This is a genomic window from Amphibacillus sp. Q70, assembly GCF_052055485.1.
Taxonomy (GTDB): Bacteria; Bacillota; Bacilli; order Bacillales; family Amphibacillaceae; genus Amphibacillus.
Genome location: NZ_CP197171.1, coordinates 2,098,784 through 2,114,652 on the forward strand (window position 1 = coordinate 2,098,784; position 15,869 = coordinate 2,114,652).

At 36.0% G+C, this 15,869-nt stretch carries 10 protein-coding genes; 7 read left to right on the forward strand and 3 right to left on the reverse strand.

Translation table 11 applies throughout. The features are described 5' to 3' along the window. Positions 1 to 55 precede the first annotated feature (55 nt). Entirely contained in the window at positions 56 to 1,012 is a 957-nt protein-coding gene (locus ACS127_RS09200) for a ribose-phosphate diphosphokinase (protein WP_440894744.1), read from the reverse strand. 191 nt (positions 1,013 to 1,203) lie between these two features. Here ACS127_RS09200 and ACS127_RS09205 point away from each other — a divergent pair, with 191 nt between their 5' ends. The 7 genes from ACS127_RS09205 to ACS127_RS09235 all read left to right on the forward strand — a co-directional run bounded on the left by ACS127_RS09205 (position 1,204) and on the right by ACS127_RS09235 (position 11,584). Next, complete coding sequence (locus ACS127_RS09205; protein ID WP_440894745.1) at positions 1,204 to 2,061, forward strand: AraC family transcriptional regulator; 858 nt, start codon at positions 1,204 to 1,206, stop codon at positions 2,059 to 2,061. Positions 2,062 to 2,508: 447 nt separating this feature from the next. Beyond that, the gene (locus ACS127_RS09210) at positions 2,509 to 3,774 is read left to right on the forward strand and encodes a sugar ABC transporter substrate-binding protein (protein WP_440894746.1); all 1,266 of its coding nucleotides are present in this window, start codon (positions 2,509 to 2,511) and stop codon (positions 3,772 to 3,774) included. Positions 3,775 to 3,841: 67 nt separating this feature from the next. Next, a complete protein-coding gene (locus ACS127_RS09215; RefSeq protein WP_440894747.1) occupies positions 3,842 to 5,149 on the forward strand; it encodes an ABC transporter permease subunit in 1,308 nt (435 codons plus the stop codon). Next, a complete protein-coding gene (locus ACS127_RS09220) occupies positions 5,149 to 5,991 on the forward strand; it encodes a sugar ABC transporter permease (RefSeq protein ID WP_440894748.1) in 843 nt (280 codons plus the stop codon). The genes ACS127_RS09215 and ACS127_RS09220 overlap by 1 nt, the downstream gene beginning before the upstream one ends. Before the next feature lie 41 nt (positions 5,992 to 6,032). Continuing rightward, on the forward strand, positions 6,033 to 7,178 hold the full coding sequence (locus ACS127_RS09225; RefSeq protein ID WP_440894749.1) for a glycoside hydrolase family 53 protein: 1,146 nt from the start codon (positions 6,033 to 6,035) through the stop codon (positions 7,176 to 7,178). Positions 7,179 to 7,222: 44 nt separating this feature from the next. Next, on the forward strand, positions 7,223 to 9,286 hold the full coding sequence (locus ACS127_RS09230) for a beta-galactosidase (RefSeq protein WP_440894750.1): 2,064 nt from the start codon (positions 7,223 to 7,225) through the stop codon (positions 9,284 to 9,286). Positions 9,287 to 9,841: 555 nt separating this feature from the next. Then, positions 9,842 to 11,584 (forward strand): phospho-sugar mutase, encoded by a 1,743-nt coding sequence (locus ACS127_RS09235; RefSeq protein ID WP_440894751.1) that lies wholly within the window; start codon positions 9,842 to 9,844, stop codon positions 11,582 to 11,584. 568 nt (positions 11,585 to 12,152) lie between these two features. Here ACS127_RS09235 and ACS127_RS09240 read toward each other — a convergent pair. Together ACS127_RS09240 and ppc are read right to left on the reverse strand one after the other, a co-directional pair. Next, complete coding sequence (locus ACS127_RS09240) at positions 12,153 to 12,338, reverse strand: aspartyl-phosphate phosphatase Spo0E family protein (protein ID WP_440898116.1); 186 nt, start codon at positions 12,336 to 12,338, stop codon at positions 12,153 to 12,155. Between the two features lie 193 nt (positions 12,339 to 12,531). Then, positions 12,532 to 15,288, reverse strand: a complete 2,757-nt coding sequence (gene ppc, locus ACS127_RS09245; RefSeq protein WP_440894752.1) for a phosphoenolpyruvate carboxylase — start codon at positions 15,286 to 15,288, stop codon at positions 12,532 to 12,534. Positions 15,289 to 15,869: the final 581 nt, after the last annotated feature.

Consider the following 15,869-nt stretch of genomic DNA (forward strand, 5'->3'; position numbering starts at 1 on the left):
GAGCCTGCTATAATTAATCAAAGACCAATCAACTCAATAAAAGCCAATTGTGTCATCAATAATTAAAAAGAGAGCTTACCGGTTTATCTAAATGAACACGTTTGATGGCATCACTAAACAATGGTGCTGTACTTAGTAGGGTCATTTTCTCAGACCACTTTTCTTGCGGAATAAAAACAGTATCGGTAACAACCATCTCTTTTATTGGTGATTCGTCAATATTCTGTGTAGCAATACCTGAAAGTACTGGATGTGTACAAGCAGCATAAATGTCTTTTGCTCCATTATCCTGTAAAGCCTTAGCCCCCATTGAAACACGACGTCCTGTATCGATAATATCATCAAGCAGGATGACGGTTTTATCTTTAATGTCACCGACAACGGATAACAATGGATGATCAACTTCTCTTGGACCACGTCTATCTAAAATGGCAATTGGCGCATGGATGATGTCAGCAAATTGTCGGGCGCGTTTCACACTGCCATGATCAGGTGCAACAACGACAACATCCTCTAACTCTTTCTTGATAAAATAAGAAGCTAAGATCGAAAGCCCATTTAAATGATCGACAGGGATGTGGAAAAAACCCTGTACTTGTGTTGCATGCAAGTCCATCACGATGACACGATCTGCACCTGCTTTTTCGATCACATCAGATATTAGTTTAGCTGTGATTGGCTCACGTGATTTAGTTTTACGATCCTGTCTGGCATATCCATAATAAGGAATAACAAGGTTAATGGTTTTTGCTGATGCTCGCCTGAAAGCATCAAGTAAAATCAACAGTTCCATAATGTGTTGATCAGAGGGGTCGTTTGTTGACTGCACGATATAGGTATCGAATCCACGAACGCTTTCCTCAATATTTATTTGGATTTCACCATCACTAAATGTTTTTATAGAACATTTACCTAATTCAACACCTAAGTTGTTCGCAATTTTTTTTGCTAAACTTTTGTTTGAACTCAGACTAAATAATTTCATCTCTTCTTTTAAATTGTGGCTTGCCACTCCAAATCGCTCCTTTTGATTGGTTAACTATTGTCCACTATCTATTGTAAAACAATTAATGGCATAATACTAGTTATCCTATCAAGATTATTTTTTTCTCAACATCATTTTTAGATCAATGAGGTACCTTGGCGCAGAACTATAAAATAGCTATAATAAGAGATAGGTTAAGAAAAAGGGTGTGGTTTCTGATGGATCAAAAGATACGTTATACATTTTTACCTCCCAAAAAATCGTTACCTATTTATATTGATAGTGTTGGCTATAATCCTTTTGAATTGGATTTTGACCGCCCAGAAGGTTACCCCTATTATCACTGGCTTCAAACTGTTGAAGGAGAAGGAGTGATTGAAATACTCAATCAGAAATTTGTTCTTGAGCAGGGACGTGGTATTTTGCTTGCTCCATATACCCCTCATAAATATCAACCTAATTATGAGAAGACGAACGCATGGTCAACGGTGTACCTAACATTTAGTGGGGCAACAATTGAAAGTATTTTTAATGCTTTAGAGATGAATTATTCTTCCATTTATCATGATACAGATGCCAATCATTTATATCACTTTATTCAAGATATTTTGGCTTATCTTGAAACGGAGCAAATAAATGATCCACTGGTTAACTACCATCTTTCGGCAAAATTATATGAGTTTGTTATTTTAATTAAAAGGTATGGTAAGCTAGATGACCAAATTTTAAGAAATCATTCGTATGATAAGATCAAACCGATTGTTGAATGGCTTGAGCAAGTTTATCCAGAGAATATTGGTCTATTGGAAATGTCAGAACAGGCTAACCTAAGTGCCCAGCATTTAAACAAGCTTTTTCGAGAAACATTTAATATGAGTTCATATGCCTTTTTAGTTCAACTTAGGATTCGCGAAGCTAAGCGATTACTATTAACAGAAGTTGACTTGACTTTAAAGGACATCGCTAAGAGAGTAGGTTTTAATGCGGTTAGTCACTTTATGACGACATTTAAAAGTCGAGAAGGGATAACACCCAATCAATATCGAGAATTACATCATACACAGGGTGTCCAATAAACAAACGAAATGAATAAAATGAAGCGACCTATTTTAATAATGCCTAACACATTAGTTGAAGCGGACTGATGTGTTAGGCATTTTTTTGTCCTATCAAAAAGGATAAGATTTTTTGATGGTAGTAAAAGCAAAATGAATGTTTCACTTCCATAAGGATGCAGTACCCTTGACGTTCGATACAAATCACTTGAGTAAGGCGAGTAACCTCACTCAAGAAAGCTACGAAGGATTGACATTGTTGTGCTTGGTCTGAGTTCCAAGGTACGAGAAGGTTAGTCGCAAATCTTTAAATGGGGCAATAAGCTAAGTTCTCCAAAAAAATTGAGGGGGTTAACAATATGAATATTTTTAGGGATATTATGATATAGAAATATCCATGTAAGCGTTTTATAATTAAATCATAAGTTAGTTAAATTAATTTATTTTATTAAAATGGGAGGGTTATTTATGGTTCATTTTAAAAGGCGTTTTAGCATGCTATTTCTATTATTGTTAGCTGTATCAATTATAGTAGCTTGTGAGCCTGATCGTGGAGAGGATGTTGGATCTTCGGAGTTAGAGGAGGGGGGGATGCCAGAAAAGCCAGATGAGTTAACCATTTGGATAAATGATGATGATTCTGGACAAGGAGATGTACTAGATCTATTTGAAACTTATTTCGAAAATTACACAGAGGAAACAGGGATTGACATTGTCTTAGAAGTTGTTCCAATGCCAGATCAAGTTCAAAAATTAGCTTTAGCTGGACCTGCTGGAGATGGACCAGATTTATTTTTTCAACCTCAAGATCGTTTAGGTGATGTTGTAGCACAGGGGCTTGCATTACCCATTGATTTTACAGAAGATGAATTGAGTGGATACAGTGATGCAGCTATTGATGCTTTTACTTATGAAGGTGAGATTTACGGCGCTCCAGTAACAATTGAAACCTATTTTGCTTATTACAATAAAAGTATCGTAGGTGAAGCACCTCCTACTATTGATGATGTCTTTGATATGAGCCTAGAGTATACCGACAGAGATAATGATGAATTTGGCTTTTTAATTTCTCCAGAATTTTATTATCTTTACTCATTTATAAATAGCAATGGCGGCTATATTTTTGGTGAAGAAGATGGTGTTTATAATGTTGATGACATTGGTTTAGATAATGAGGGATCAGTAAAAGGCTTTGAAGATTACATGCAATTCATTGAGGCAGAATTAATACCGAGAACAGTAACGGTAGATGTATTAGATGGTTTATTTACTGAAGGAAAGGTAGGTATGGTTGTTAGTGGGCCATGGAATATATCAGCTTACAGAAATGCTCTAGGGGATGATTTAGGAACGGCTCCACTTCCTAAAATGGGCGGTCAAGTTGCACCATCATTCGTGGGTGTTAAATCATGGTTAGTCTCTTCATATAGTGAAAATCCTGAATGGACAATAGATTTGGCAAAATTCCTGACGAATGATGATAGTTCCCAGTTATATCATGATATAACCGGTGAACTCCCGCCTAGATCAGCAGTTCTAGATCAGGTCGCTGATCCGATTTATGAAGGTTATACAGAGCAAATTGAACATGGAACGCCTATGCCAAATATACCTGAGATGTCCGCAGTCTGGGATATGGATGATGCAATACAACTCATTATCAATGGTGAGGATATTGAAGACGTATTAGCAGAAACGGTTCAAAATATTAAAGATCAAATTGAATTATATTAATGGTTTTCGTTTTGAGTGGGAGCAGAGTCTCCTACTCAAAATGAATCATAAGTAAGGAGATTTTTATATGGCTGAAATAAATACTAAGTCCAATAAGGATCGGCAGAGTCATAATCCCAAGACAGCGTTTATATTATCATTTATTTTTGCTGGATTAGGTCAAATTTATAATAGAAGAATTTTAAAAGGGATCTGTTTTATTATTCTGGAAATCGCCTTTTTACTCACGCTTTGGGATTTTATCGGATTAGGGTTATGGGGGATTATTACGTTAGGTACGATTCCAGTTGTAGATCATTCTGTCTTTTTGTTAGTTTATGGATTGATATCAATCATTATTATTGGATTTGCCATTGTTTTTTATGTCTTTAATATTCGAGATGCTAAAAAGCAAGCCACATTAATTAGAGAAGGATGGCAGCCACCGCGCTTAAGAGATTCCATTCGTGATGGCTATGACAAATCATTTGCCTATTTCTTAACAGCACCTGGTCTGATTTTATTAGTTTTTACCGTTATTTTACCCTTATTATTTGCGTTATCGTTAGCTTTTACGGACTATGATTTATATAATTCACCGCCCAGAAATTTATTGCATTGGGTAGGTTTTGAAAATTTCAGTGATTTGGTAAATGTTCCGCTTTGGCGAAATACATTTTTATCTGTTTTTTCATGGACAATTGTGTGGACATTAGTAGCCACAACATTTCAAATTTGTTTGGGTCTCTTTTTGGCTTTATTGGCTAATGATAGTCGTGTGCGATTTAAAAAGTTTTTCAGAACGGTTTTAATTTTACCATGGGCTGTCCCTGGCTTTGTTTCAATTATTATTTTTGCCGCTATGTTTAATGATGATTTTGGTTCAATTAATCGTGATATTATTATTCCACTTTTTGGTGGAGAAGGGATACCATGGTTAACTAATCCGGCTTACACAAGAGCTGCATTGATTTTTATTCAAACTTGGTTGGGTTATCCATTTCTATTTGCTTTATTCTCAGGTGTCTTACAAAGTACTTCTAAGGATTGGTATGAGGCCGCAGAAGTTGATGGGGCAACAAGGTGGCAAAAATTCAAAAGTATTACATTACCACATGTTTTGTTTGCAACAGCGCCTTTGTTAATTATTCAATATACAACGAATTTTAATAACTTTAATGTGATTTATTTATTTAACGAAGGGGGACCAGCCGTTAAAGGACAAAATGCAGGTGGAACAGATATATTAATATCGTGGGTATATAAGTTAACGTTTGATACGAATAATTATAGTATGGCAGCAGCTATTTCATTAATAATTGGCATCTTGATCTCCACTTTTGCAATCCTTCAATTTCGCAAAACAAGATCATTTAAAGAGGAGGGCCAAGTATAATGAATTCTAAATTAAAAAACACTTTAGAAATGGTAGGGATATATTCGGTTTTTGGGATCATGTCAATTATTATCTTATATCCTTTAGCATGGGCGTTTGGAATGTCATTAAATGAAGGATCGAGTTTATACTCATCTTCAATTATACCTGAGAATTGGTCACTTACTCACTATGAATGGTTGTTTACTAGTCCAAATAGTCATTATTTAACATGGTATAAAAATAGTATGATTGTTTCAGGTTCTAATGCGATTTTATCAGTTGCCATGACATCATTAGTTGCTTATGCATTTTCTAGATATCGATTCGTTGGAAGAAAAAGTGGCCTATATACATTTCTGATTTTGCAAATGTTTCCGTCTATGATGGCCATGGTTGCCTTATATATCCTATTAAATCTAGTTGGGTTATTGGACTCATTAACAGGTTTAATTTTGATTTATGTGGGCGGGCAAATTCCATTTAATGCATGGCTTGTAAAAGGTTATTTAGATACGATCCCAAGGGAGTTAGATGAATCAGCTCGAATCGATGGTGCAGGGCATTTAACTGTTTTCTTTAGAATTATCATACCATTAGCTAAACCCATCCTTGCGGTTGTTGCTTTATTTAACTTTATGACACCTTTATTTGATTTTTTATTACCATCTATTGTTTTGCACAGTCAAAGAAATTATACGATTGCACTGGGCTTGTATCAATTTATTAATGATCAGTTTTCAAATAACTTTGTCCGTTTTTCAGCTGGAGCCATGCTGATTGCGGTTCCCGTTGCGATCATCTATTTATTTTTACAAAAATATTTAATCTCTGGTTTAACCTCAGGTGGAACTAAAGGTTAATGTTGAAAAATATAAAACCAATGAAGGGATGGTAGATTATAATGAACACATTTATTAAGGGGGCAGATGTTTCTTCGCTAAAAGAAATAGAATCTTTTGGAGGGAGCTATTATTTAGAAGGTCAGAGAAAAGATCTGTTTGAAATTCTTAAATTAAAAGGAATTAATACGATACGTTTAAGGTTATGGGTTGATCCATATGATGAAGCGGGGCGTCCATATTTAGGGGGGACAAATGATTTAGCAACAACGATAGAGTTGGCTAAGCGTGCTAAGCATGCTGGTTTAGATTTGATGTTAAACCTTCATTATAGTGACTTTTGGGCAGATCCGAAAAAACAAGTTAAACCTAAAGCCTGGACAAATTTACATGGCAAAGCCCTAGTGGATAAAGTCTATCAGTACACACAAGAGACGTTAAATTGTTTTGCTCAACTTGATTTGATGCCGAAATATCTTCAAATAGGTAATGAAACAACAAATGGTATGCTCTTTCCCGATGGGAAAATCGCCAACTATTTGTTTGAAGAAAGACGTTTTGAAGAGTTAGATCAAGAGACTCAGAGAAAGTCTTTTGATCATTTAATCGAACTACTGAGTGCAGGCATAAAAGCAACACGAGAAATGAGATCGGCAGAAGAATTACAAATTATTATTCATTTAGATTTCGGTGGGGCTAACGACCTTTATCGAGGCTGGTTTGATCAAGCAACTGAAAGAAAACTTGACTATGATATTATTGGTCTTTCATACTACCCTTATTGGCATAATACGTTAGCAGATCTAGCAGATAATTTAAAAGATATAACAGCAAGATATAAAAAAGATGTTATGGTTGTTGAGACATCTTATGCTTTCACAGAGCAAGCACCCAATGGAGAAGATAGTATTTTTAATCTTGAACTATCTGATATAGCTGGTTATCCGCCAACAGTGGACGGACAAAAGGAATTCTTGACTGATTTGATCAAGGTGGTCAAAGATGTTCAGCAAAATGATAAGCAAGGTTTGGGAATTGTATACTGGGAACCTGCTTGGCTTCCTGTTAAAGGTTCAAGCTGGGCAAGCAAAGCGGGAATGGTATACGGTGATGATCTAGGTAAGCCAGGTAATCATTGGGCTAATCAAGGATTGTTTGATTTTGAAGGGAATGCTTTAGACTCATTGAATGTATTTACTTTTAAATAAGTAGTACGACCAATATATATAATACATAGAAGGGATGGATAATTATGTTTAAACCTTTAAACGAAAAACTTTCAAAATTACTTCATGGAGCGGATTACAATCCAGAGCAATGGTTGGATTATCCTGAGATATTTGAAGAGGATTTACGCTTAATGAAGTTAGCCAATGTTAATGTGATGTCGATTGGGATGTTTTCATGGGCTAAGCTTGAGCCAGAGGAAGGAGTTTTTGACTTTAGCTGGCTGGATCGAGTCATGGATGGTCTGCATGAAAAGGGTGTATCTGTTTTTTTATCTACGCCGAGTGGAGCAAGGCCAACATGGATGTCGGAAAAATATCCTGAAGTGTTAAGAGTGTCTGAAAATCGTGTTCGTCATTTACATGGAGCACGTCATAATCACTGTTATACGTCACCTGTTTATCGAGAAAAAATAGCAATCATAAATAGGAAGCTGGCGGAGCGTTATAGTAATCACCCAGCTATTGCCGGATGGCATATTTCAAACGAATATGGTGGTGAATGTCATTGTCATTATTGTCAAGAAGCATTTCGAGATTGGGTTAAAGCAAAGTATAAAACTTTAGCTGCATTAAATCATGCTTGGTGGACAACATTTTGGAGTCATACTTATACGAGTTGGTCACAGGTTGAATCACCAGCACCACATGGTGAGACAATGGTTCATGGTCAGAATTTAGATTGGAAGCGTTTTGTCACAGACCAGACGATTGACTTTTACCGTCATGAGTTAAAACCTTTAAGAGAAAAGAACCCGAATATTCCCGCGACAACAAACTTTATGGTTCTGTTTGAAGGTCTGAATTATGATAAATTTGCTTCTGATGTTGACTTTATTTCATGGGATTCATATCCAACTTGGCATGATTCAGACGATGAACGAGATATCGCTGCTTTCACGGCGATGAATCATGACTGGTTCCGTTCACTAAAAGGCGGCCAACCTTTTTACTTAATGGAAAGTACGCCGAGCTCAACAAATTGGCAAAATATGAGTAAATTAAAAAAGCCAGGGATGCATTTCTTGTCATCACTACAAGCGATTGCACATGGGTCAGATTCTGTTCAATATTTTCAATGGCGTAAAAGTCGCGGTTCAAGTGAGAAGCTCCATGGTGCTGTTGTCGATCATGTTGGACATGAGCATACACGCGTTTTCCAAGAAGTCGCAGAAGTTGGTGAAGCATTAGCTAAGCTAGAAGACCTGACAGGTGCCTCTGTTAAACCAGAGGTAGCAATTATCTTCGATACTGAAAATCGATGGGCGGTTAAAGATTCACAAGGACCAAGAAATATGGGGGTTCATTACGAACGAACGGTACAAGAGCATTATCAAGCATTCTGGGAGCAGGGGATTCCAGTTGATGTGATCAGCATGGACCGTGATTTATCACAATACAAGTTAGTTGTTGCTCCAATGCTCTACATGGTTCGAGAAGGAGTAGGAGAGCGAGTTGAAGCATTTGTAGCTGCGGGTGGAACTTTTGTGACGACATATTGGTCGGGGATTGTTAATGAGACGGATCTTACTTACCTAAATGGTTTCCCAGGTCCCCTTCGAAAAACGTTAGGGATTTGGTCAGAGGAAATTGATGGGCTTTATGATGATGAGTCTAATGCGATTAAATTGAATCAAAATAATCCACTTGGCTTAACGGGTGAATATGGTGTTCATGATTTATGTGATTTAATCCATCTAGAAGGTGCAGAAGCATTAGCCAATTATCAAAGTGATTTTTATCAAGGTCGTCCAGCATTAACGGTCAATCGATTGGGTAAAGGGGCAGCTTATTATATGGCGGCTCGACAAAAACTTGATTTCAACCGTGATTTCTATCGAGCACTAGCAAGAGACATAGGGTTAAAGCGCGTCATTGATCAAGACTTACCAGAAGGGGTAACGGCTCAATTACGTTCAAATGAAACAACCGATTATGTTTTTGTAATGAATTTCAGTAACGAAGAACGAAAAGTATGGCTGGATCAAGTAGAGTACCAAGATGCATTAACTGAACAAAAGCTATCGGATCATCTGCTGTTAAAGCCATATGGAATTAAAGTCTTGTGTCGCCCAAAAGTAAAACGCTAAAAATTGAAGGGCTAGATCGGTTTTTATCAACCCACTAGATGTAGAAACTAGCTATGTTTTTACATCTAGTTTTTTCAATTTAAGACAATTGAAAAGAACAATGTAGTTGATTGCAAATCGTAGAAGTTGATTGTAAATCGCAGAACTTGACTGTATTTTCGCTAACTTGATTGCAAATCGCAGAACTTGACTGTATTTTCGCTAACTTGATTGCAAATCGCTGAACTTGACTGTATTTTACGAAACTTGACTGCAAATCGCCGAACTTGACTGTATTTTCGTTAACTTGATTGCAAATCGTGAAAGTTGATTGCAAATTACAAAACTTGAGTACAAATCTATTAACTTAAATGTAAATGACTGAACTAGATAGGAAATTCCTGAGATTGTGAGCGGAAAATTTTTCTGCAAAGGATTCACAATCGTTTCTTTACACATAGATAAGAATTTAAAGTCAATAGAAAGGGGGACTCAGTTCCATTTTTTTCACAACTTACCCATTAAATTTGTTATAATAGATAAATGATATCAAACTTTTTATTGGAGGCGACGATTTTGAACTGGCAAACGACATTTGAAAAATGGGATCAATTCGAAGATTTAGATCGAGAACTACGTGACCAATTAAATGAAATGAAAGATGATCATAAGAAATTAGAAGATAGTTTCTACAAAAATTTGGAATTTGGTACGGGTGGCATGCGTGGTGAATTAGGTCCTGGATCAAATCGAATGAATATCTATACAATTCGTAAGGCTGCTGCTGGGCTCGCTCGGTATATTTTATCTGAGGGTGATCAAGCGGTAAAAAGGGGTGTTGCGATTGCTTATGATTCTCGATTTAAATCACCACTTTTTGCGATGGAGGCGGCTAAAACTTTAGCCACCCATGGTATTCGAGCTTATGTTTTTGAATCATTGCGTTCAACACCGGAATTATCATTTGCAGTTCGACATTTACATGCATATAGTGGGATCATGGTGACCGCAAGTCATAATCCGCCAGAATATAACGGTTTTAAAGTATATAACAATGATGGAGGTCAAATTCCACTGGAGACAGCAGCTGAAATCATTGCACAGGTTAATCAGGTTGAAAATGAATTATTAGTAGAAGTGAAGGACGAGATGCAACTAAAAGCAGATGGCTTAATTGAAATGGTTGGTGAGCACATTGATAAAGCTTATCAAGAGAAGTTAACAGGCATTATTCAACAACCGGAAATGATTAATGCTGTTGCAGATGATTTGAAAATTATCTTTACACCTCTACATGGGACAGGGAATGTTCCTGTTCGTCGTGCACTTCGAGCGATGGGTTTTAATCAGATTGATGTTGTTCCTGAGCAGGAGCAACCAGATCCTAACTTTAGCACGGTCGAATCACCAAATCCTGAAGAACATGCTGCTTTTTCGTTGGCAATCAAACAAGGTGAAAAAACAGGTGCAGATATTTTAATCGGAACAGATCCTGATGCGGATCGGATGGGTGTAGCCACCAAGAATGAAACTGGCCATTATGTTGTGTTAACCGGTAATCAAGTGGGGGCACTTATGCTTGATTACTTAATTGAAGCAAAGAAAAAACAAGGGACTTTAGCCCATAATGCTACTGTGTTAAAAACAATTGTCACAAGTGAGATTGGACGAGATATCGCTAAAGCTCATGGTATAGAAACGATCGATACATTAACAGGTTTTAAATTTATCGGTGAAAAAATTAAAGAATACGAAGAAACAGGTGCTCATCAATTCTTATTTGGTTATGAAGAAAGTTATGGTTATTTAGTTGGCGATTTTGTTCGTGATAAAGATGCGATTCAAGCGAGTATGCTCATTGCAGAAGTTGCTGCATTTTATAAAGAAAAAGGAATGACTTTATACCAAGGTTTGCAAGAAGTTTTTGCAAAGTATGGCTATTACTATGAATCCCTTCAGTCATTAACATTGAAAGGTAAAGCGGGTGCTGAACAAATTGAAGCACTACTTGTTGATTTTAGAGAAAACCCGCCGGTAAGTGTTGCCGATCAAATTGTTGCTTCAATTGAGGACTATCAGAGCAGTGAGCGAACACAAGTTGAATCAAAACAAATTGAAGCGATTACTCTACCAAAGTCGAATGTATTGAAGTATTTCTTAACAGATGGATCATGGTTCTGTGTTCGCCCATCAGGAACAGAGCCTAAGGTGAAGTTTTACTTTGGAGTCAATGGTGAGGATGAAGAAACAAGCAAAGCTAAACTGAAAAAGATTGAAACAGAAATCATGGATCGTGTAAATAACTTTATAGACTGTTAAGCAATTAAAAACGTCTTTCTTATTCAGATAAGGAAGGCGTTTTTTTATCATACATGTCTTTCTTAGCAGGGCTTCCGGCAGAAGATTGCTCCTATTAAATAATTCATATCATATTTATAGTAAGTCACTGATTGGTTAAAAAAGGAAGTCCATGCCTATGAATGCATACTGTGGTGTTATTTAATCAGAAGGTCATTCCAATATACTTTTGTAACATCCATCCCTGAGCTATTTAATCAAAATCAATTATTGATGGGTAAAAAAATAAGCTAATGATAAGTTAGCTTAGTAAAAAACAATAGGAATATCAATTTTTTTGAGCGTGCTTAAATAAACTTTAGCTCCGTAACATATTCAAATTGTTTAGATGAATTTATTTATACTTTTAAAAAGTATAATATTTTGTTGTGAAGCCGGTTCAGGGTAGCTAACATTTTACGGCCAAAGTATAAGAAAAACTAGTGTATTTAGAAAGACAAGTAAATGCGGGTCTTTCTTATTCTTTGGTACAACACCTTAGAGAAGAGTTAATGATATGTATAATTAGAAGACGAACAATTACGAAGTTTTAGTTTCCCTCATTTGGAAAATTAGAAAAACAGTATTGATTCATAACTTGATCAAGCTTTTGTGAAATTTCGACAAGTGCTTTTGGATCATTCGTTTCGATATATCTTTGATACATTTCATTTCTTAACTGTTCAATTTCTGGAGTTGTTTTTAGTAATAAGCTAGCATTAGTAAACTGACTAATCGTTTGATCCTCCTTGCTCTATAATCCTATAATAGTTTAATGCAATTGTAATCAATTGTAAATAGCGAACCAAGTCTTTCTTTGTCTAATTTTGTCTAATCAGCATAAAAATTTGTAGACAAAAAAATGTACTTGTCGTTAGCTAAAAAATTTCCCTACCTGCTATTTAAGCAAATAGGGAAATTTGTGTAAATCAACCTGTGTTACGTAACCCAGCTGCAATACCATTAATGGTTGCTAATACTTCTTCAAGTAACTGTGTATATTTTGGGTCATCATCGTCTAAAAGGCGTAATTGATTAATCAATTGAACTTGAATGAGATTAAGTGGATCAACTAATGGGTTACGCAAGCGAACAGATTCTTTAATGTTTGGTTGATGATCCATCAGTTCTTCTTGCTGAACAATTTCTAAAACGACTTGCTTCGTTAAAGCATGCTCAGCCTTAATCTGATCAAAAATTCGCTTGCTCATCTCTTGATTATCAATCATCTTTGTATAAGCTTCAGCAATTTCTAAGTCGGCTTTTGTCAAAGCCATTTGTAGGTTATTAATGGTAGCTTGGAAGAACGGCCAATGCTTATACATTTCTCTTAATAATTCAATATTATTCGTTTGATCAAGATAGGCTTTTAAGCCAGAACCTGTAGCATACCAGGCTGGAAGAAGCTGTCGTGATTGCGTCCAAGCAAATACCCAAGGAATAGCTCGTAAATCTTCGAAATGATCACTACCTTTACGCTTCATAGGCCGTGAACCAATATTTAGCTCACCTAATTCGTTTAAAGGTGTTCCTTGATTAAAGTACTTTAAGAAGTCTGGATCTCCAAAAACAAGTTCTTGATATTTTTCAAGTGCAACGTCTGAAGCATAGGACATTACTTTATGGGCTTCTTCTGTTGGCATCTCTTCCTGCTTTTCAGACTGAAAAATACCACCGATTGATGTTAGCAATACAGATGTTGCTTGTTCTAAGCTGCGATAGGCGATGTCAGGTAATAGATATCGAGAAGATAAAACTTCGCCTTGCTCAGTAATCTTGACTCCGTCACCTAAAGTAATTGGTGGCTGTGAAAGCAGACTTGAATATAGTGGTCCACCACCTCGTCCTAATGATCCACCACGACCGTGGAAGTATTTTAGTTTCACACCATATGATGAAGCAATTGAATGGAGTTCATCTTGTGTTTGATAAAGCTCCCAATTAGCGGTTATATTCCCACCGTCTTTACTACTGTCAGAGTAGCCTAACATAATTTCCTGTAAATCACCGCGTGCTTCTAAATGTTTTCGATATAGAGGAATATCAAAGAGTCGTTTGATCATTTTTGGACCAAACTTCAAGTCTTCAATTGTCTCAAGTAATGGTGCAACGTGAATCCGGCTTTTAACCCTGCCACTTGGATATACACGGTATAGACCCACCTCTTTTGCTAGTACTAACACTTCTAAAATGTCACTGACTGATGTAGTCATACTGATTAAGTAAACTTCAATTGCTCTTTCACCAAAGGTATCTTTTGCTTCTTTGATTGTTCTAAATGTTTCAATCATTTCCTGTGTTTCTTCAGAAAATTCATCATAAATAGAAATGAGTGGACGTGGGTCTTCTAACACTTTAATTAAGGTCTCAAGTTTTGCTTCCTCATCTAAGGCTTTATAGTCTTCAGCAATCCCAACTAAACTAAATATTTCAGCAATCGTGTTTTCATGTTCGCCACTATGATTTCGAACATCTAAAGTAGCTAAGTGGAAACCAAAGAGTTCAACTTGCCTAATGACTTTACGTAACAGTTTAATTGGATTTCCATTAGGATGATGCAACTCAAGACTATCCTGAATGAGGATTAAATCATCAATTAATGCATGGGCATCGCGATAGCCATTTTCTTCATCAATTGAAGTTAATTTAAGACGACGATGTATGAGTCCGAGTTTTACTCGATAGACCTCATCTTCTTTATGCCAACCGTTATAATGAAGTTCTTGTTGATCTTTGGCAATTGATTTAACAAGGGCACCACTCACATCAACCCTTTTTGTTGATTGACTTAATTTTTCTTTTAAGCCATTAATTGACTCTTCATATTTAGTCAAAACGAGTTTACGATGTTCTGTTAATGTTTTGTAAGTAGTTTTAGCTTTAACAAAAGGATTACCATCACGGTCTCCGCCAATCCAAGAGCCAAATCTCAAGAACGATGGGACGTGAAAACGATGGTTATATTTATCTTCTAATAACTCTTCTAAGTCTTGATGAACCAGAGGGAGCACATCGAAGAGTACCTTATCGAAGAAATAAAGCCCGTTTGACACTTCTTTCATAACAGAAGGCTTCTTCTCACGTATTTCTGCGGTTTGCCATAAAATTGTGATTTCTGTTTCAATTCTTTCTTTTATGACTTTTTTATCATAGCGTGTATAAGCATATTCTCGTTTTTTCAATAAGTTAGCAATTTGATGATGAATGCGCAGCATCGTTCGACGTGTAGCTTCTGTAGGGTGTGCTGTAATGACAAGTTCTAATGACAACTGATCAAGTGCACTTTCGACTTGCTCAATTGAGATGTTATTGTCAAAAAGCTGATTGACACCTTCTTCTAATGAACGAGGCTGGATAACCGTGTCATCTTGCATTTGATACTGTAGTCTACGTCTAATGCGATAATTTTGCTCTGCTATGTTATAAAGTTGTAAATTTACGGAAAAGGCACGGATGATTTTCTCACGTAATGGTGGTTCAAGTTTTTTAATTTCTTGGTTTAATTGATCGAAATTACTTGGACGATTATCATCACGAAGTGCTTTTGATAAAGTCCGGAAATGTATGACGGTGTTGAGCAGATCTTCGCCACCTTCATGACGTAATACGCCATCTAGAATTTTATTAAGATATTCAACATCTTGATTCAGTGTAATGTTACTTAGTTGAAAGTTCGTTTGTTGCATTAAATCACTTCCTTTCATAATTTTTCATAACATAAAGGCTTAATTCACAAGGATAACGCAGGTTCATTTTTTTAAAAAATCCCTTTGTTGAAAAAAATTAAAAAGCTATAAATGTATCATAACACGAATTATTCTTAAAAATAACTGAAAAATTCTGTCAAACCTCCAATTTTGGACACTGTTATAGAGATAAGTTATCTATTTAGACTATTTATTATAAAATTAATCTCAAAAAAAGATTAATAGAGTCTGAAAACTTGAAAATAATCATTTTTTATATAAGAAAACTATTGATAACGCTTACAAAATTAGTTATGATAGAAGGGTAGCAAGCGAGCTGCATCCCTTCGCAAGTATTGACCTGTACCTTTATTGTTGAATGATAATATAGGTATAGGTATTTTTTTGCCTATTAAAATTATAAAATTTTAGTGGTGAACGGCTTCGTGCTGACTATTTTTTTAAATGCGTTTGTCTTGTTTCAAGTTCAGTTCATGATAGAATTATTCTTTGCAAAACTACTTGGAACTTAATTAAGAGATTATAATCGAGAGAGATTCTTTGTAAGAAGGCGAATTTAT

Bases quoted from the DNA above. Each gene is read 5' to 3' on its own strand.
- ACS127_RS09205 (WP_440894745.1), top strand. From the start codon at position 1,204: ATGGATCAAAAGATACGTTATACATTTTTACCTCCCAAAAAATCGTTA.
- ACS127_RS09210 (WP_440894746.1), top strand. From the start codon at position 2,509: ATGGTTCATTTTAAAAGGCGTTTTAGCATGCTATTTCTATTATTGTTA.
- ACS127_RS09215 (WP_440894747.1), top strand. From the start codon at position 3,842: ATGGCTGAAATAAATACTAAGTCCAATAAGGATCGGCAGAGTCATAAT.
- ACS127_RS09220 (WP_440894748.1), top strand. From the start codon at position 5,149: ATGAATTCTAAATTAAAAAACACTTTAGAAATGGTAGGGATATATTCG.
- ACS127_RS09225 (WP_440894749.1), top strand. From the start codon at position 6,033: ATGAACACATTTATTAAGGGGGCAGATGTTTCTTCGCTAAAAGAAATA.
- ACS127_RS09230 (WP_440894750.1), top strand. From the start codon at position 7,223: ATGTTTAAACCTTTAAACGAAAAACTTTCAAAATTACTTCATGGAGCG.
- ppc (WP_440894752.1), bottom strand. From the start codon at position 15,288: ATGCAACAAACGAACTTTCAACTAAGTAACATTACACTGAATCAAGAT.